The sequence below is a fragment of the Mesorhizobium sp. 43Arga genome, from assembly GCF_053714255.1.
This window is the reverse complement of record NZ_JBSKBO010000001.1, coordinates 757484-774376: the sequence shown is the minus strand read 5'-3', so window position 1 is coordinate 774376 and position 16893 is coordinate 757484. Positions and strand designations below refer to the sequence as shown.

Genomic DNA, 16893 nt, shown 5'->3' with positions numbered 1-16893 from the left:
TGTAAAGATGGGTGGAATTACCCCAACGTCAGCTGCGAACGCGCCGCCAGGAATATTTCGGGCCCTTGGGCTCCGGCACGGCGGCTGGCTGGTAGTAAAGCCCCAAGCCGCCGGTGCGGTCTTCCTTCAGGCGCTTCAGCAGCACCGGGTTGGAAATCTCGAACTCGTCGAAGCCGAGACGCAGCATATGCGGCAACTGGTCGACCAGCACCTGGCCGGTGGCGCGAACGGCGCCTTGGAATTGGTAGCGGCTGCGCAGCAGTTCGGCCTTGGAGAAGGAGCGCCCATCGCTGAAGGCCGGGAAGACCAGCGCCACCAGCGACAGCTGGTCAAGCAGGTCGGCTATCTTCTCGAGCTGATCGCCGGGCTGCAGCACCACGCCGAGCCGCTCCTTGGCGGACCGGCGCACCTCGGGATCAAGGTCGAGGAACGCCAGCAGCGGCAGGATGAAGCGGCCATTGCCGGACAGAGCGTCGGCACTTTCGGCATGAGCCCACTCATCCTCGCGAAAACCCTGCGGGGTCCAGAGCCGGGTCTCCGATGTCGTCGTTTCGATCATCAAAATTCCTAAATATTCAAACGAGCCAAGGATGTGCTGAGATTCAGGTCAGGCTGCGCCGAAAATGGCGGCTTCCGAGAACCGGAGCGGAGCGTACTTGAAGTACGTGAGCACCGGAAGCGCAGGAAGCTGCCATTTGCAGGCCAGCCTCACCTGAATCTCAGCACATCCTATAGGGACGCATCGGTCAGCGACACTTCCAGCCCCGACAGATGAATGCCGCACTCGGTCTTGGCATGACCGGCCCAGCGGCCGCTGCGCGCATCCTCGCCCGGCTGCACCGGTTGCGTGCACGGGAAACACCCGATCGACAGATAGCCATAGGCGACCAGCGGATTCTCGCGCAGCGCATGCGCCCGCATGTAGTCGGCCTGGTCCGATGTCGTCCAGTGCGCCAGCGGATTGATGCGGATGCGCGCGCCGACCGCCTCGAACACCGGCAGCGCTGCCCGCGTCGAGGCCTGGAAGCGCTTGCGGCCGGTGAACCAGGCGCGGAAGGGTGCCACGCCACGCGCCAGCGGCTCGACCTTGCGCACGTCGCAGCAAGCATCGGTGTTGCTCTGGTGCAGATTGCCCGTCGGGTCGATCCGCGCGAGCGCCGCTTCCTCGGGCTTGATGACCTGGATGTTGGTCAAGCCGAAATCGGCGACAAGCGCGTCGCGATAGCCGAGCGTCTCCTCGAAATGCTTGCCGGTGTCGAGGAAGATGACCGGCAGCGTGCGGTCGATCTCGGCGATCATGTGCAGCAGCACCGCCGAATCCGCCCCGAAAGACGACACCGCGGCGATCTCATCATGAAACAGTTCGCGCGCCGAGCGTTCGATGATCTCGAGCGGCTTCAGATGGCCGTAGAGCGCGTCGAGCCCCGCCGCCTTGGCGGCGACGCCGTCATCGGCATCCGCGACATGGTCAAGCGGCCTTGGTTTCGCCAGCATAGAGCGCCTCCTTGAACGGCGCGGGACCGACACGGCGGTAGGCGTCGATGAATTTTTCCTGTGGATTGAGCCGGAGGCCGAGATAGGTCTCGACGATCTGCTCGATGGCGTCGGTGATCTCTTCCGACGAGAAGCCGCGGCCGATGATCTCTCCCACCGACGTGTTCTCGTCGGCCGAGCCGCCCAGCGTCACCTGATAGAGCTCGGAGCCCTTCTTCTCGACGCCGAGGATGCCGATATGGCCGACATGATGATGGCCGCAGGCATTGATGCAGCCGGAAATCTTCAGCTTCAGCTCGCCGATCTCGCGCTGCCGCTCCAGCGAGGCAAAGCGTTGCGAGATTTCCTGCGCGATCGGGATCGAGCGTGCGGTGGCCAGCGCGCAATAGTCGAGACCGGGGCACGAGATGATGTCCGATATCAAATTGGAATTGGCCGTCGCCAGCCCGATATCGACCAGCGCGTCATAGACCGCCTTGAGATCGGCGCGCGCCACATGCGGCAGGATCAGGTTCTGCTCATGGCTGACGCGCAACTCGTCGAAGGCGTATTTTTCGGCGATGTCGGCAACCGCTTCCATCTGACTGTCGGAGGCGTCGCCCGGCACCTCGCCGATGCCCTTGAGCGAAATCGTCACCGCCGCATAGTCGGGATGGCGGTGCGTCACCACATTCTGGTCGAGCCACTCCGAGAAGCCTCTGGAATCGAGACGCGCCAGCTTGACGGCTTGGTCGCCTTCCGGCCGGTCAGCCAGCTCCGGCGGCGCGAAATAGGCTTGGATGGCGCGGATATCGGCATCCGGCAGCTTCAGCTCGGCGTCCTTCAAATCCTGCCATTCGGCCTCGACCTGGCGGGTGATCTCCTCGACGCCGGTCTCGTGCACGAGGATCTTGATGCGCGCCTTGTACTTGTTGTCACGGCGGCCATAGAGGTTGTAAACGCGCAGGATCGCCGTGCAGTAGGACAGAAGGTCGGCTTCCGGCAGGAAGTCGCGGATCTTCCTTGCCACCATCGGCGTGCGGCCCTGGCCGCCACCGACATAGACGGCAAAGCCGAGCTCGCCGGCGGCGTTCTTCTTCAGGTGCAGGCCGATGTCATGCGTCTGGATGGCAGCGCGGTCGCGCTCGGCGCCGGTCACCGCGATCTTGAATTTCCTGGGCAGGAACGAGAATTCCGGATGCACCGAAGACCATTGCCGCAGGATCTCCGCATAGGGACGCGGATCGGCGACCTCGTCGGCGGCGGCACCGGCAAAGTGGTCGGCGGTGACGTTGCGGATGCAGTTGCCGCTGGTCTGGATGGCGTGCATCTCCACACTTGCCAGATCGGCCAGGATCGCCGGAATGTCCGACAGCGCCGGCCAGTTGAACTGGATGTTCTGGCGCGTGGTGAAATGGCCGTAGCCCTTGTCGTATTTGCGGGCGATGTGGCCGAGCATGCGCAGCTGCTTGCCGTTCAGCGTGCCATACGGCACCGCGATACGCAGCATATAGGCGTGCAGTTGCAAATAGACGCCGTTCATCAGCCTCAGCGGCCGGAACTGGTCCTCTGATATCTCGCCGGACAGCCGGCGCTGGACCTGGTCGCTGAACTCGGCGACGCGGGCCTGGACAAAATCGTGGTCGAACTCATCGTAACGGTACATGCTTCGTCTTTCAGGGCGCGTCCGCCCGTTTCACTCAAAAACTGGCTACGCCACCCGCTCGGCCTGCTTGCCGAGATCGCCGCGGACGGTCGGGCCGGCGGCGCGGATCTTTTCACGCAGCCGCACCGGCTCGACGAGGCCGTCGATGACTTCCGCGTCGATCAGATTGACGTCGACCACTTCATTGCCGGCATAGGCCTTGGCGCCGATCGCCTCCAGGCGATCCTCGGCCGCCTTGTCGTGGGCAAGGTCGGCCTGACCCACCGTCTCGGCCCAGCCGCCATCGGCGTACCAGACGGCGATGCCGTCCGTCAGGCGGTTGGCGGTCAGTATCTTCATGGCTGAACTCTCTCTGCGGCGGCTTTGGCCGCGCCTTCATTCCTATGTGCCGCAAGCGGCTTGGACCGTTCAAAATTGGCGCCGGCGACAGCATCGCCGATAATGGTCATGACCGGCCCGGAAAGATCGCCACGCGCTTCCAGCGACGGCAGGTCGGCCAGCGTGCCGTGGAAGCGGCGCCGGTTGGCAAGGCTGGCATTCTCGACCACAGCCACCGCCGTGTCCGGCGACAGGCCGGCTTCGATCAGCCGGCCGGCAACCTCGGCAGCGACAGAGCGGCCCATATAGACGGCGACGGTGGCGCCGGAAATCGCCAGCTTGGCCCAGTCGGGCAGTGAATTGCCCTTGAGGTCGTGGCCGGTGGTGAACACCATCGACGAGGAGACGCCGCGCAAGGTCAGCGGCAGTTCGAAATCGGCGGCGGCGGCAAAGGCCGCGGTGACGCCCGGAACCACCTCATAGGCGATGCCGGCATCGCGCAGTGCCGCCATTTCCTCGCCGGCGCGGCCGAACACCAGCGGATCGCCCGACTTCAGCCGCACCACGCGCTTGCCCTGGCGGCCGAGCTCGACCAGCAGCGCGTTGATCTCCGCCTGGCTCTTGCTGTGGCAGCCCTTGCGTTTGCCGACCGGCAGGCGCTCGGCATCGCGGCGGCCCATGGCAACGACCGCCTCCGGCACCAGCGCGTCATGGACGATGACATCGGCCTCCATCAGCAGGCGGTGCGCCCGCAACGTCAGCAGATCCTCGGCGCCCGGACCGGCGCCGACCAGGGCTATGTGGCCCGAAGCCAGCGCGTTCGACAGCAGCAGATCGACGGCGACGTCATGCGCCTGCGACAGCTGGCCGGCTTCCACGGCATGGGCAGGCGCACCTTGGAAAAAACTGTTCCAGAAGCGGCGGCGGGCATTGCCTTTCGGCAGCAATTTCTCGGCTGCCCCACGCAGTGAAGCGGCGAGCGTCGCCAGCGAACCGAGCGATGGCGACAGCATCTGATCGATGCGGCCGCGCAGCATCTGGGCCAGCACCGGGCCGGCGCCTTCGGTTCCGATGGCGATGGCGACCGGCGCGCGGTTGACCAGCGCCGGGGTGAAGAAGTCGCAGAGCTCCGGCCGGTCGACGGCATTGACCGGAATGCTCAAGCGGCGCGCGTCCGCTGCGACGCGGCGGTCGAGCGCCTCATCGCCGCTGGCGGCAAACACCATGACCGCGCCTTCCAGTTGCGAGGCGTCATAAGCTGCCGCTTCATGGCTGGCGCCGGACTGAGCAATGAAGGCAAGCAGCTCCGGCCCGGCATTTTCGGCGATGATGCGCAGCACCGCGCTCGATTGTCCGATCAGCCGCGCCTTGGCCAGGGCTTCATCGCCACCGCCGACAATGGCCACGGCTTCGCCCTCGACCCGCACGAAGACGGGGAAGGCATTGAGCTTGGCATTGGTCTGCGGCATGAGAAAAGCAATCCGGGAACAGGATCGCAGTTTTACGCCCGTGCGCGAAAAACCAGAAGCAAAGCACTCGCGCATCCTGTGATGGCAGGCAATCGCTTTTTCGCAACTGCGAAAGGCAGGAGAAAAATATTCCACGTCCAGCGTGCGGACGGATTCAAGCCGCTGAAGCGAGCCTTGATTTCAGGTCTTTTTAGCCATCTGGCCTTGATCTAGCAAAACAGTTTTTTCTAATTTCTACCAATTTAGTAGATTAAAGTCGTCCACTCACTGATTGCGTATTCAGCCGCTGGCGGCACCGCCGTCGCTTCGCCGTAGGGGGTGGAACGTTGCCGGGTTGAAATGCGTTCCGAAGCGTAGCCATTTATCAAAAGGAGCGCTTTCATGGACACAATCAAACTGAGGCACGGCATCTGGGTCCTGGTGGCCGACGGTGAAAAGGCGCTCTTGCTCAAGAATGCCGGCGATAACAAGTTTCCGAATCTCGAAGTCGTGCAAGTGATGGAACAGGAGAACCCACCCACCCGTGAACAGGGAAGCGACAGCCCCGGCCGATACAATGATGGCCCGTCCGTGCATCGCAGCGCCGTCGAGGATACCGACTGGCATCGGATCGGCAAGGAGCGCTTCGCGGAAGAGATCGCGGCCCGCCTCTACAAGCTCGCCCATGGCGGTGAGTTCGACAGCATCGTGCTTGTCGCCCCGCCGGTGGTGCTCGGCGCCATGCGCAAGAAGCTGCATAAGGCGGTCGGTGACAAGGTGACGGCTGAAATTCCGAAAACCATGACCAACCACGCCATCTCCGAGATCGAGGCCATGCTGCAAGCAGCCTGACCCCGCGAGGGGTCCCCCATCGAGGCGAAGGCCACGGTGGGCGCAAACCGGACCGGCGGCATCTCGGCCGCCGGTCGCGCATTTTGCCGCCGCAGCGCCGATTTTCGCAGCCTGCGGGTTGCATCACCGTCGCCCCTTCCACCATATTGCAACAGGCGGCGGCTTCGGGCGGCGCACATCCGACATCCCCAGCTTGAAAGGCGCTCCATAGACAATGCCGCATGACACGCCCCTTATCGCCACCATCGTCGCCGGTCTGGGGCTGGCTTTCGTCTTCGGGGCTCTCGCCAACCGTTTCCGCATTCCGCCGCTGGTCGGCTATCTCGTAGCCGGCGTGCTGGTCGGGCCAAATACGCCCGGCTTCGTCGCCGATGCCGGCCTTGCCAATGAACTGGCCGAGATCGGCGTCATCCTCTTGATGTTCGGCGTCGGCCTGCATTTCTCGCTGAAGGACCTGCTGTCGGTGCGCGCCATCGCCGTGCCGGGCGCCATTGTCCAGATCGGCTTTGCCACGGCACTCGGCGCCGGACTGTCCTGGATGCTCGGCTGGTCGATGGGCGCAGGGGTGGTGTTCGGCCTGGCGCTGTCGGTCGCCTCGACCGTGGTGCTGCTGCGCGCGCTTCAGGAACGCCGCCTGATCGAGACCGAACGCGGCCGCATCGCCGTCGGCTGGCTGATCGTAGAGGATCTGGCGATGGTGCTGGCGCTGGTGCTGCTGCCCGCCCTTGCCGGCGTGCTCGGCGGCCAGGAACAGGCCGATGTGCAGCTGAGCGGCCTGCTGTCGCTGCCCGCCAGCTACGGCATCTGGGGCGTCGTCGGCATCACGCTCGCCAAGGTCGCCGCCTTCGTCGTCGTCATGCTGGTGGTCGGCCGCCGGGTCATTCCGTGGATCCTGCACTATGTCGCCCACACCGGGTCACGCGAGCTGTTTCGTCTCTCGGTGCTCGCCATTGCGCTCGGCGTCGCCTTCGGCGCGGCGAAACTGTTCGGTGTCTCGCTGGCGCTTGGCGCCTTCTTCGCCGGCATGATCATGAGCGAATCCGAGCTCAGCCACCGCGCGGCCGAAGAATCGCTTCCGCTACGCGACGCCTTCTCTGTGCTGTTCTTCGTCTCGGTCGGCATGCTGTTCGACCCGTTCAGCCTAGTCAGCAACGGCCTGCCGATCCTGGCGACACTGGCCATCATCGTCATCGGCAAGTCGCTGGCCGCGTTCGTCATCGTCGTCGCCTTCGGCTATCCCCTGGCGACCGCTTTGATGATTTCGGCCAGCCTTGCCCAGATCGGCGAATTCTCCTTCATCCTGGCCGAACTCGGCGTCGGGCTGAAACTTTTGCCCGAACAGGGCCGAGACCTGATCCTGGCCGGCGCCATCCTGTCGATCATGCTCAACCCGCTGATGTTCCTGGTCGTCGACTGGATGAAGCCGTGGCTGGAGGCCCGCGCCGCCAGGACGGCGCCGCCGGCCGGTGCCAAGCCGGTCGGTCCGGCGACCGAGCCGGGCCAGGTGGCCTCGGTCGCGGCGGCAGCAAAAAAGGAAGACGGCCCGCCGCCAAAGACGGCGCTCACCGGCCATGCCATCCTGATCGGCTATGGCCGCGTCGGCGGCCTCGTCGGTGCGGCGCTGAAAGGAGCAGCCCTGCCCTTCCTCGTCATCGAGGACGCCGACAAGACGCTGGCCAAGCTGAAGGCGGACGGCATCGAAGCCGTCGCCGGCAATGCCGCCAACGCCGAAGTATTCGCCGCCGCCAATCCCGAAGGCGCCGGCCGGTTGATCCTGGCCATCCCCAACGCGTTCGAGGCAGGCCAGATCGTGCTGCGCGCACGCGCCGCCAACCCCGGCATCAACGTCGTCGCCCGCGCCCATTCCGATGCCGAGGTAGAGCATCTCAAGGGGCTCGGCGCCGACACGGTGATCATGGGCGAACGCGAAATCGCGCGCGGCATCGTCGAAGAGGTGCTCGGTCACAAGCTATCCGCGACTGAACCGTCCGCAGCCTGATCACGCCACGAAGGCGGAACCGCCATTACGTGCGATGCTGCTGAGGTACTGCGCGGGCGGCTTGCCGAGCGCCTTCTTGAACATGGTGATGAAGGCCGTGACGGACTCATAGCCGAGATCGCCCGAAACCCGCTGAACGCTTGCGCCCGAAGCCAGTTCCCTTATCGCAACGATCAAGTGCAATTGCTGGCGCCAGCGGCCGAAGCTCAAGCCGGTCTCTTTCACGACGAGACGAGCAAGACTGCTCTCGCTGAGCGCGACGCGTTTTCCCCATTCGGCCAGCGTGCTGCGGTCGGCAGGATCGTTCGCCAGCGCTTCCGCGATCCGCTTCAGGCGCGGCTCGGAGGATATCGGCAGATGCAGTTGCTGGACAGGCATATCAGGCAGTTCGGCAAGCAGGACGCTTCCCAGGAAGGCGCACCGCGCGTCATCAGGCGCGCAGTCCGACAATTCGATGATCAGCTCGCGCAGCAGTGGCGAGATCGAAAACGTGCAGCACCGGCCTGGCAGCTCAGCCGCGCCCGGCTCGATATAGACGAAGAAAATCCGCGCATTGGCGGTCGCGATGTTGCTGTGCTGCATGCCGCTCGGCACCCACACGCCGCAATGCGGCGGCACCATCCAGAGGCCGCTGGGAACGCGGCAGGTGACGCCGCCACCAAGCGCGAAGACGAGTTGCCCTTTGCGGTGCCAGTGCTGTGACACCTCGGCCTTGGTCTCGGTGACATCGACGCGCACGGCGATCGCCGGAGCAAGGACGTCATCGACGTCGAAATCGAGCCATGGGTAGCGGAGCGGCTGTCTCATGACTGACGGCTTTTAGCGATCAATTGCTTTTATATCTAGATTATTCGTCAGCGTAAATCGGTAGGTTCGGTCGTTCTCGCCAATTGGCCAAGGTGTACCCCATGCTCGCCCTCACCATCTCTTCCGACAATGCAGCCAGATTGAAACTCGCCGAAGTGGACGAGCCACAGCCTTGCGCGAACCAGGCTCTTGTCGCCGTCCGCGCAACCTCGTTGAACCGCGGCGAACTGCGCCTGCTCGCCATACGCCCGGACGGCTGGATACCTGGCCAGGACATCGTCGGGATCGTCGAACGGGCAGCAGCGGACGGCTCCGGGCCAGCCGTGGGCGCCAGGGTCGTGGCTTTGGTCGACGAGGCTGGCTGGGCCGAACGCGTCGCCGTTCCGGCCGATCGTCTCGCCGCCCTGCCCGATGAGGTCAGCTTCGCTTCCGCCGCCACGCTCCCGGTTGCGGGCACGACGGCGCTGAGGACATTGCGCCATGGCGGTGACCTCGCCGGCCAAAAGGTGCTGATCACCGGCGCAAGCGGCGCGGTCGGCCGTTTCCAGATCCAGATCGCCTGCGGACAAGGGGCCTCAGTGACCGCGGTCGCCGCCGCCCGGCATGCGGGGGATCTGCGCGATCTCGGAGCCGAGCAGGTCGTCGAGGCGATCGAGCTGGCCGAGGGACCATTTTCGCTGATCACTGAGTCGGTCGGCGGCGAAAGCCTCGCCCGCGCGATCGAACGTGTCGCGCCCGGCGGGACCATCGTCATGTTCGGTTCAAGCAGTGGCGAGTTCACGCCCATTGGCTTCCGCCAGTTCGTTCCGGGCCATGAGGGAGCGAGGCTTCAGACCTTCGCCTACTACACATCCGGCTCCGGCATTGGCGCCGATATTGGCGCGTTGCTCGCGCTGGTCGCGGCCGGCCGGCTGGAGACCCGCATCGCCTTGACCGTGCCGTGGATGGATATCGCCCAGGCTCTGGACGCCCTGCGACAGCGCAGCTTCAGCGGCAAGGCTGTTCTCACCATGGCCGGATGAGTAATCCTGGCCGAAGTCGGCTGACTCACACGTGCTGGCCGCCATTGATGTGGATTTCCGAGCCGGTCACATAGGAGGCCTGCTGCGAGCACAGGAAGAAGATGATGTCGGCGACCTCCGCCGTGGTGCCGAGGCGCCTGAGCGGGATCGTCTCGACGATCTTTTCCGTGCCCGGCGACAGGATCGCCGTGTCGATCTCGCCCGGCGCAATGGCGTTGACCCGGATGCCATGCGGACCGAAGTCATGCGCCATCTCGCGGGTCAGCGAGCCGAGAGCCGCCTTCGATGTCGCATAGGCGGTGCCGGCGAAGGGATGCACGCGGGTGCCGGCGATCGAGGTGACGTTGACGATCGAGCCCTTGGCCGTCGCCAGCTCCTTGAACAGGCCGCGCGCCAGCATGATCGGCGCGAAGAAATTGACCTGGAACACGTCGCGCCACACATGCATCGGCGTGTCGATCGAGTTCATGCGGCTGTTGCCGTCCTTGAGCTTGGGCGAAATGCCGGCATTGTTGACCAGCGCATTGAGCTGGCCACCATGCGCTTCGAGCCGATGGCGGATTTCCGAGACGGCGATGCCGACATCTTCCTGATCGGCAAGGTCGACCTTGATGTGATCTTCCGGGCCGGCCGGCCATGGGCAATCCTCGGCAAAGGCCTGGCGCGAACAGGTGATGACGCGCCAGCCCTCGCGTGAAAAGCGCTTGACCGTGGCATGGCCGATGCCGCGGCTGGCGCCGGTCAGCACGATGGTTTTTCTGGTGTCGAGTTCAGCCATGTCGCGGTCTCCGGCCGGAGGTGTAGCCGAACACCGTGGCGCTGGCGAGAGGCGGATTGACGCCGCTGTGAGCCGCCGGGGCGTCCGCGCTCAGCCGCCGCCCAGAATATCCAGGATAGAGGTCTGTTTCTTCTTCTTCAGCGGACCGCCAACATTGCCCGGCGGCACCGGATGGCCGACCGAAGCGGTGGTGCCGTCGTCCGCCGGCATGTTGAAGCCATCGGCATCGACGGTCTGGGCAGGCCGCGCCACGCGGGCTGGCGCTGCCGCCTGGGTCTGCTGTGCCGACGGCGCCTGCTGGCCAACCGATGCGGACGGGACCGGCGCTGGCTGATTGTTGTCGGCCGAAGGTATGTCGTCGGGCACGATCGTGTCGGCCGGCGTCGATTTCCAGGTGCCGGGCAGCGGCCGCACCGGTACGCCCTCGTGTGCTGCGACCATGAATTCGTGCCAGGCCTGCGCCGGCAGCGCCCCACCGGTGACCTTTTTCATCCCCGTGCCGTCATCATTGCCGAACCACACGCCGGTGGTGAGATTGGCGGTGTAGCCGACGAACCAGGCATCGCGCGAATTCTGGCTGGTGCCGGTCTTGCCGGCCGACGGCCAGGCGAAGGCCGCCTTCTTGGCCGTGCCTACCTCGACGGTGCCGGTCATCATCGAATTCATCATGCCGACGATCTCGGGTTTCACCACGCGCGGCGCGCTGCCACCACCGCTGTCGTAGAGCACCTTGCCCTCGGCGGTCGTGATGCGGCGGATGAAGTGGATGTCGGGCTTGTAGCCGCCATTGGCGAACGGCACATAGGCCGAGGTCAGTTCCAGCGGCGTCACTTCCGAGGTGCCGAGCGCGATCGAGGTGTTGGCCTGTAGCTCGGACTGGATGCCCATGCGGTGCGCCGCTTCCACCACCGCGTTCGGCCCCACCTCCATGGCCAGCTGCGCGGCGACCGAGTTCAGCGACTTGGCCAGTGCCGTCGCCAGCGTGACCTTGCCAAAATACTTGCCGCCGTAATTGTCGGGCGTCCAGTTGCCGATCTTGATCGGCGCGTCGTTGCGGATGCTGTCGGGCGTGCGGCCGGCCTCCAAGGCGGCCATATAGACGAACGGCTTGAACGCCGAGCCTGGCTGCCGGCGCGCTTCCGAGGCGCGGTCGAACTGGCTGGTCGAATAATCATAGCCGCCAACCATGGCGCGCACCGCGCCGGAATCGTCGATCGACACCAGCGCGCCCTGGGTGACGTTGAGCTTCTTGCCGCTTTCGTCGATCAGCCGGCGGATCGACTGCTCGGCGAGCTTCTGCAGGTTCAGGTCGACGGTGGAGTCGATGATGATGTCGCCGCGCACGTCGCCTATCAGGTCGGGCAGTTCTTCCATGATGGTGTCGGCGACATAGTTTTCCGAGCCGGTCCAGTAGGACGGCGCACGCGTCGCCGGCGCGCTGAGCGCCGTCTTCAGCTCCTTGTCGCTGATCTTGCCCTCTTCACGCATGGCCGCGAGCACGAGCTGCGAACGCTCCTCCGCCGCCTTGGGATCGCGCGCCGGCGACAGCCGCGACGGCGCTTTCAGCAAACCCGCAAGCAGCGCCGCCTCCGAGAGCGTGACATCGCGCGCGCTCTTGCCGAAATAACGCCGCGAAGCCGCCTCGACGCCAAAGGCGCCGGAGCCGAAATAGACCCGGTTGAGGTACATTTCGAGGATCTGGTCCTTGGTGTGCTTGTGCTCCAGCCACAGCGCCAGCAGCACCTCCTGCACCTTGCGCTCCAGCGTGCGGTCGGGCTTCAGGAACAGATTCTTGGCCAATTGTTGCGTCAGCGTCGAACCGCCTTGCGAGAAATGCCCGCCGAGCAGGTTGGTCACCATGGCGCGTGACAGGCCGATCGGGTCGACGCCGAAATGCGAGTAGAACCGGCGGTCCTCGATGGCGATGACGGCTTCGGGAATGTAAGGCGACATTTCGTGCAGGCCGACGGCTTCGCCGCCGCTCATGCCCCTGTTGGCGAGCAACTGGCCATCGGCCGAGACGATCTTGATGTTGGGGGCGCGATCGGGGATCGACCAGGTGGTGGCCGCCGGCATCTTGGCGCCGTAATAGATAACGACGCCGGCCACCGCGATGCCGCCCCAGATGGCGAGCACGAAGCACCAGTAGAACAGCCGGCCGAGCACGCCGAACAGGCCGCGCCGGCTCCTGCCGCGCCCGCCGCGCGACGATTTCGCCTTCGACGATTTGCGTTTTGCGGAGGCTTTGCGGTTGCTTGGCACGACGCGGTCCTCCTCGCTCACCGAAAGACCCGGCTGGGATCGCGCCTGTGGCGGTCCCTCGAAACTGGGCTCGATGCGGCTGTCTCTGCGGTTCGCCATGCCTGCGCTTGCTGTCCCCGGTGCCTACGGCGCTCCGGTTGCAGAGTAGATGCGGCGATTTAAGGGCGGGTTAAGTCGGAAAAATTCGAGGCGATTGATAATCAAATGCCTGGGGTCCGGCGGTGATCGCGTTGTTCGAGCCGCTGATTTGGCGCTGGCAAACGGTCGCGCCGGCCGCGATGGAACAATCCTCGCCCTGGCATTTTGTCCGGGCGCCAAGGCCCGAACCATTCTCAGCCGCGACCCAGGCAGTCGCGGACATGTTCCGTGTTGGGGCGCGATCGCAAATGCTCGCGGCTTCGCGTTCGACCGCGCCCCAAATCACTCGTCACCAGGCGATCACCTGGTGGACATGCGTCAGCCGATCGCCGCACGAACCGAGAGCGCTGCCCTGGACGATTGCATAACCTCGCCGACATGGCAGTAGCAGACGATCTCGTGCAGTTGGTGGTCGGTCAGCTCGAAGAAGCGCTTGGCTTCGCCATAGCTATCGTCTTTCAGACCCTCGTCATGCAGTATGGGGTCCGTGAAGGCAACCGCTATCGGCGAGCCATCGCCTCGCATGACATCGCGTTCCGCCGGCGCACGGTATTCAGTCCCGGCGAGCGCGGTCAGGAGCCGGCTGGGCTCACGTTCAAGAAGCTCGGCCCAACGTATGAGACGTTGGGTTCGGCTCATTACCGGCTGTGTGTTGACCTCAGCCACTGCATGCAGCTGGTCTAGTGTTTGGTGTTTCATGGCAACCTCCTAGTAATAGGTTGGTTGACCCCAAACGCCCTGTATTGACATCATAGCGCCGAAGCATCGATCCGTCATTCTAATTCCATGCCGGGGTAATCGCGCTTCCGGCATTATGCCGATGCAATGGCCCCGTCTTGTCGGCAATTCTCAACTCCGCCGCGTATCGACGACAGCGCGAAAAAGGCCAGCGCCTGCGCCTCACAGATCACCGCCACGACGCTGTTCGACCCGTCGACCTCAAGGCGTGCCGCAGGACGCCGGCGGGCCTGGCGCCGCGCCTCCCGGCCGATGGGAAGCTCAGTTCTGCTGGATTGAAATGCCCTTGTCGTCGATCTTGAGTTCGACGCCTTTCGGTTTGGTCTGCTCGCGGTAGACATAGACGACAAGCGCGATGACCACGACCACGAGCGCGCCAATGATGAGATAGAGCGTGTTCTGCTTCATGGCGCGCCCTTTGTCGTTTCGAGCCTCAGGCTCGTTTCAGCACCTTGACCAGCACCAGAAGGATGATGGCGCCTATCGTGGCGTGGATGATGGCAGCAATGACGCCGCCGCCAATGGAGAAGCCGATCCGCGGAAACAGCCAGCCGGCGATGAACGCGCCGACGATGCCGACGATGATGTTGCCGATCAGGCCGAAGCCGAAACCCGAGACGATGAGACCGGCTAGCCAGCCGGCGATGGCACCGATGATGATGAAGACGAGAAGGCTTTCGACACCCATAGCGATTTTCCTCCGAGAAGAGGGCGAGCGCGGAGCGGAAGGCTCCGAATCGGCCCCGATATCAACGGCTTCAGGCTATTCGAAAGCAATTGGCCCCGCCAGCGGCGCTCATTGATCGTCGTCGTCTCTGGAAGTGGGCCGCCAGCTGATCGGCTCGACCTTCTTTTGCGTGTGGCTGTCGGTGTAGACCCACCAGCCGTCATCGCGATATTGCCCGATGGATTCGTTGATGACGCCGTCACCATCCTTCCACGTGATGGAGACCTTGGAGCCGTCGGTCGGCGCGGTTGCGATCGGCTTTCTGTCAGCCATGTCATCCCCCTTTTACAGCCCACGGAACGCGACGACTGGCATCTGGTTCCCAACCGACCGTCGGGCGCGGATTGTCGCGAAGGCGGTCAGCTGTGCGCGAAGATATCCTCTTCGTCCCAGCCCATCAGGTCAAGCTTGGCTCGCGTCGGCAGGAAGCGGAAGCAGGCATCTGCCTCCTTGGTCCGCCCCTCGCGCGCCAGCCGCCCGGCCAGCACATCGCGCAGCCGGTGCAGATAGAGCACGTCCGAGGCGGCATATTCGAGCTGCTCGGGCGACAGCGTTTCGGCCGCCCAGTCCGACGATTGCTGCGCCTTGGACAGGCCGACGCCGAGAAGCTCGAAGCAGATGTCCTTCAACCCATGCCGGTCGGTATAGGTGCGGGTCAGCCGCGAGGCGATCTTGGTGCAGAACACCGGTTCGGGCATCACCCCGAAAGCGTTGTAGAGCACGGCAAGGTCGAAGCGTCCGAAATGGAACAGCTTCGCCACGCTGCGGTTCTTCAGCAGGCTGACGAGGTTCGGCGCCTTCTTCTGTCCGGGTGCGATCTGGATGACGTCGGCGCTGCCGTCGCCGGGCGATATCTGCACGACGCACAATCGGTCGCGATGCGGGTTCAGACCCAGCGTCTCGGTGTCGATGGCCACTGCCCCGACATTGTAACGCGAAAGGTCGGGCAAATCATGTTTGTGGAAACGGATGTCGGCCATGGTCTTCTCCGGTCGCGGCGTTCCCCGTCCTCGCCGCGATCCGGTGAAAAATCAACAGAAAAACGTCTTTCCGCCGCTCAGCGCGTCAGCGCATCGAGAATGCGCGCCCAGGAACGCTGGCCCTTGTGGAAGGAGGACAGCTCGTATTTCTCGTTGGGAGAGTGGATGCGGTCGTCGTCGAGGCCGAAGCCGACCAGCAGGGACTCGATACCGAGATAGGTCTGGAAATCGCCGACAACCGGGATTGATCCGCCACTGCCGGTCGTGACCGCCTGTTTCTCCCATTCGTCCGATAGCGCGTCCTTTGCCTTGGCCAGAAACGGCGAGTCATAGGAAAGCTGGATCGCGGGCGAGCCGCCATGTGGGTGGAATTCGACCGAGCAATCGGCTGGGATACGTTCCCGCACGAAGGCCTGGAACGCGGCACGGATTGCCTTCGGATCCTGCTTGTGGACCAGGCGGAACGACACCTTGGCCGAGGCTTCCGCCGCGATCACTGTCTTGAAGCCTTTGCCTGTGTAGCCGCCGATGATGCCGTTGAACTCGGCGGTCGGCCGCGCCCAGGTCAGTTCCAGCACCGAGCGGCCTTTTTCGCCCGAAGGGATCGACAGGCCGACAGGGCCGAGAAAAGTCTCGGCCGTCTCGCCGAGACTTTCCCAAGCCTTCAGCACCTGTGTTGGTGTTTCCTCGACGCCGTCATAAAAGCCGGGGATGGTGATGTGGCCATCCTTGTCGTGGATGTCGGCCAGCACCTTGGCCAAAATACGGATCGGATTGGCGGCAGCACCGCCATAAAGCCCCGAATGCAGGTCGCGGTCAGCCGCCTTGACCGTCACCTCTTCGCCAACCATCCCGCGCAGCGAAACGCAGATGGACGGCGTCTCGCGGTCCCACATGCCGGTATCGCAGACAAGCGCGAAATCGGTACTGAGCTCGGCGGCATTGGCCTCGAGGAACGGCTTCAGTGACGGCGAGCCTGACTCCTCCTCGCCTTCGAACAGGATCGTGACGCGGCATGGCAAATTGCCATGCACCTGCTTCCAGGCGCGGCAAGCCTCAACGAAGGTCATCAGCTGGCCCTTATCGTCGGCCGAGCCACGCCCTGTTATCACCTTGTGATCAGGCCCAACCTCCTTCACCGCTGGTGCGAACGGATCGTTTTCCCACAATTCGATCGGGTCGACCGGCTGCACGTCGTAATGGCCATAGAACAGCACATGGGGGGCGCCCGCCGGCCCCTCATGATGCGCAACCACCATCGGGTGTCCCGGCGTGTCGCGCACGCTGGCGTCGAAGCCGATGAGCTTGAGCTCCGCGACAAGCCATTCCGCCGCCTTGCGGCAGTCGGCGACATAGGCCGGATCGGTGGAGATCGACTTGATCCTGAGCAGGCCGAACAGGCGGTCGAGGCTCTGGTCGAGATTCTGGTCGAGGCGGTCGAGGACGGGGGAAACTGCGGACATTTGTGAAGCCTTTCGATTCAGTGCCGGAACCGTAAAGGCAGAGCGGTGAAACGAAAAGCCCGGGATCGTTGGACCACGGCGCGAGTCCCCTGCCTCGGCCCAAAAAAAGACCGCCGTGGTGGAGGGGGAACCACGGCGGCCTCATACTCGAAACGATGCGGCAGCCCGGAGAGGGGGGATAGGCTGCCGCAGGTGTCCGGGATAGGCGGGGGACGGGCCTTG

Annotated in this window: 17 protein-coding genes; 3 read left to right on the top strand and 14 right to left on the bottom strand. The window is 64.3% G+C overall.

Annotation, left to right across the window (positions count from 1 at the left end; genetic code table 11):
* Window positions 1–28: 28 nt before the first annotated feature.
* The 5 genes from ACWGS8_RS03805 to cysG form a co-directional block, all read right to left on the bottom strand.
* Window positions 29–559, bottom strand: coding sequence for a DUF934 domain-containing protein (locus ACWGS8_RS03805; protein WP_454579666.1), 531 nt, complete (start codon window positions 557–559; stop codon window positions 29–31).
* A gap of 170 nt (window positions 560–729) precedes the next feature.
* Window positions 730–1494 carry a phosphoadenylyl-sulfate reductase gene (locus ACWGS8_RS03800; protein WP_454579665.1) on the bottom strand — a complete coding sequence of 255 codons (765 nt, stop codon included), beginning with the start codon at window positions 1492–1494 and terminating at the stop codon, window positions 730–732.
* A complete protein-coding gene (locus ACWGS8_RS03795; protein ID WP_454579664.1) occupies window positions 1469–3139 on the bottom strand; it encodes a nitrite/sulfite reductase in 1671 nt (556 codons plus the stop codon). The genes ACWGS8_RS03800 and ACWGS8_RS03795 overlap by 26 nt, the downstream gene beginning before the upstream one ends.
* 45 nt (window positions 3140–3184) lie before the next feature.
* Window positions 3185–3478, bottom strand: coding sequence for a DUF2849 domain-containing protein (locus ACWGS8_RS03790; RefSeq protein ID WP_454579663.1), 294 nt, complete (start codon window positions 3476–3478; stop codon window positions 3185–3187).
* Entirely contained in the window at window positions 3475–4926 is a 1452-nt protein-coding gene (gene cysG / locus ACWGS8_RS03785) for a siroheme synthase CysG (protein WP_454579662.1), read from the bottom strand. The genes ACWGS8_RS03790 and cysG overlap by 4 nt, the downstream gene beginning before the upstream one ends.
* A 381-nt stretch (window positions 4927–5307) precedes the next feature.
* On the opposite strand from cysG, the gene ACWGS8_RS03780 reads away from it, so the two are divergent.
* Window positions 5308–5757, top strand: a complete 450-nt coding sequence (locus ACWGS8_RS03780) for a baeRF12 domain-containing protein (RefSeq protein WP_454579661.1) — start codon at window positions 5308–5310, stop codon at window positions 5755–5757.
* 214 nt (window positions 5758–5971) lie between these two features.
* Window positions 5972–7756, top strand: coding sequence for a cation:proton antiporter domain-containing protein (locus ACWGS8_RS03775; RefSeq protein WP_454579660.1), 1785 nt, complete (start codon window positions 5972–5974; stop codon window positions 7754–7756).
* On the opposite strand, the gene ACWGS8_RS03770 is transcribed toward ACWGS8_RS03775, so the two are convergent.
* Window positions 7757–8563 (bottom strand): AraC family transcriptional regulator, encoded by an 807-nt coding sequence (locus ACWGS8_RS03770; protein ID WP_454579659.1) that lies wholly within the window; start codon window positions 8561–8563, stop codon window positions 7757–7759. It abuts the gene before it with no gap.
* 101 nt (window positions 8564–8664) lie between these two features.
* On the opposite strand from ACWGS8_RS03770, the gene ACWGS8_RS03765 reads away from it, so the two are divergent.
* Window positions 8665–9585, top strand: coding sequence for a zinc-binding dehydrogenase (locus tag ACWGS8_RS03765; RefSeq protein WP_454579658.1), 921 nt, complete (start codon window positions 8665–8667; stop codon window positions 9583–9585).
* Window positions 9586–9610: 25 nt separating this feature from the next.
* On the opposite strand, the gene ACWGS8_RS03760 is transcribed toward ACWGS8_RS03765, so the two are convergent.
* From ACWGS8_RS03760 to ACWGS8_RS03725, 8 genes are all read right to left on the bottom strand, one after another.
* On the bottom strand, window positions 9611–10363 hold the full coding sequence (locus tag ACWGS8_RS03760) for an SDR family NAD(P)-dependent oxidoreductase (RefSeq protein ID WP_019861229.1): 753 nt from the start codon (window positions 10361–10363) through the stop codon (window positions 9611–9613).
* Between the two features lie 90 nt (window positions 10364–10453).
* Window positions 10454–12724 carry a transglycosylase domain-containing protein gene (locus ACWGS8_RS03755; RefSeq protein WP_454579657.1) on the bottom strand — a complete coding sequence of 757 codons (2271 nt, stop codon included), beginning with the start codon at window positions 12722–12724 and terminating at the stop codon, window positions 10454–10456.
* A gap of 357 nt (window positions 12725–13081) precedes the next feature.
* Window positions 13082–13462 carry a hypothetical protein gene (locus tag ACWGS8_RS03750; protein WP_010911561.1) on the bottom strand — a complete coding sequence of 127 codons (381 nt, stop codon included), beginning with the start codon at window positions 13460–13462 and terminating at the stop codon, window positions 13082–13084.
* Between the two features lie 300 nt (window positions 13463–13762).
* Window positions 13763–13909, bottom strand: coding sequence for a hypothetical protein (locus ACWGS8_RS03745; protein WP_454579656.1), 147 nt, complete (start codon window positions 13907–13909; stop codon window positions 13763–13765).
* A 25-nt stretch (window positions 13910–13934) separates the two neighbouring features.
* Complete coding sequence (locus ACWGS8_RS03740; RefSeq protein WP_454579655.1) at window positions 13935–14189, bottom strand: GlsB/YeaQ/YmgE family stress response membrane protein; 255 nt, start codon at window positions 14187–14189, stop codon at window positions 13935–13937.
* Between the two features lie 108 nt (window positions 14190–14297).
* On the bottom strand, window positions 14298–14501 hold the full coding sequence (locus tag ACWGS8_RS03735; protein WP_454579654.1) for a hypothetical protein: 204 nt from the start codon (window positions 14499–14501) through the stop codon (window positions 14298–14300).
* Between the two features lie 86 nt (window positions 14502–14587).
* Complete coding sequence (locus ACWGS8_RS03730; RefSeq protein ID WP_454579653.1) at window positions 14588–15208, bottom strand: ribonuclease D; 621 nt, start codon at window positions 15206–15208, stop codon at window positions 14588–14590.
* 77 nt (window positions 15209–15285) lie between these two features.
* Window positions 15286–16671, bottom strand: coding sequence for a M20/M25/M40 family metallo-hydrolase (locus ACWGS8_RS03725; protein WP_454579652.1), 1386 nt, complete (start codon window positions 16669–16671; stop codon window positions 15286–15288).
* Window positions 16672–16893 lie beyond the last annotated feature (222 nt).

Bases quoted from the DNA above. Each gene is read 5' to 3' on its own strand.
- ACWGS8_RS03805 (WP_454579666.1), bottom strand. From the start codon at position 559: ATGATCGAAACGACGACATCGGAGACCCGGCTCTGGACCCCGCAGGGT.
- ACWGS8_RS03800 (WP_454579665.1), bottom strand. From the start codon at position 1,494: ATGCTGGCGAAACCAAGGCCGCTTGACCATGTCGCGGATGCCGATGAC.
- ACWGS8_RS03795 (WP_454579664.1), bottom strand. From the start codon at position 3,139: ATGTACCGTTACGATGAGTTCGACCACGATTTTGTCCAGGCCCGCGTC.
- ACWGS8_RS03790 (WP_454579663.1), bottom strand. From the start codon at position 3,478: ATGAAGATACTGACCGCCAACCGCCTGACGGACGGCATCGCCGTCTGG.
- cysG (WP_454579662.1), bottom strand. From the start codon at position 4,926: ATGCCGCAGACCAATGCCAAGCTCAATGCCTTCCCCGTCTTCGTGCGG.
- ACWGS8_RS03780 (WP_454579661.1), top strand. From the start codon at position 5,308: ATGGACACAATCAAACTGAGGCACGGCATCTGGGTCCTGGTGGCCGAC.
- ACWGS8_RS03775 (WP_454579660.1), top strand. From the start codon at position 5,972: ATGCCGCATGACACGCCCCTTATCGCCACCATCGTCGCCGGTCTGGGG.
- ACWGS8_RS03770 (WP_454579659.1), bottom strand. From the start codon at position 8,563: ATGAGACAGCCGCTCCGCTACCCATGGCTCGATTTCGACGTCGATGAC.
- ACWGS8_RS03765 (WP_454579658.1), top strand. From the start codon at position 8,665: ATGCTCGCCCTCACCATCTCTTCCGACAATGCAGCCAGATTGAAACTC.
- ACWGS8_RS03760 (WP_019861229.1), bottom strand. From the start codon at position 10,363: ATGGCTGAACTCGACACCAGAAAAACCATCGTGCTGACCGGCGCCAGC.
- ACWGS8_RS03755 (WP_454579657.1), bottom strand. From the start codon at position 12,724: ATGGCGAACCGCAGAGACAGCCGCATCGAGCCCAGTTTCGAGGGACCG.
- ACWGS8_RS03750 (WP_010911561.1), bottom strand. From the start codon at position 13,462: ATGAAACACCAAACACTAGACCAGCTGCATGCAGTGGCTGAGGTCAAC.
- ACWGS8_RS03745 (WP_454579656.1), bottom strand. From the start codon at position 13,909: ATGAAGCAGAACACGCTCTATCTCATCATTGGCGCGCTCGTGGTCGTG.
- ACWGS8_RS03740 (WP_454579655.1), bottom strand. From the start codon at position 14,189: ATGGGTGTCGAAAGCCTTCTCGTCTTCATCATCATCGGTGCCATCGCC.
- ACWGS8_RS03735 (WP_454579654.1), bottom strand. From the start codon at position 14,501: ATGGCTGACAGAAAGCCGATCGCAACCGCGCCGACCGACGGCTCCAAG.
- ACWGS8_RS03730 (WP_454579653.1), bottom strand. From the start codon at position 15,208: ATGGCCGACATCCGTTTCCACAAACATGATTTGCCCGACCTTTCGCGT.
- ACWGS8_RS03725 (WP_454579652.1), bottom strand. From the start codon at position 16,671: ATGTCCGCAGTTTCCCCCGTCCTCGACCGCCTCGACCAGAATCTCGAC.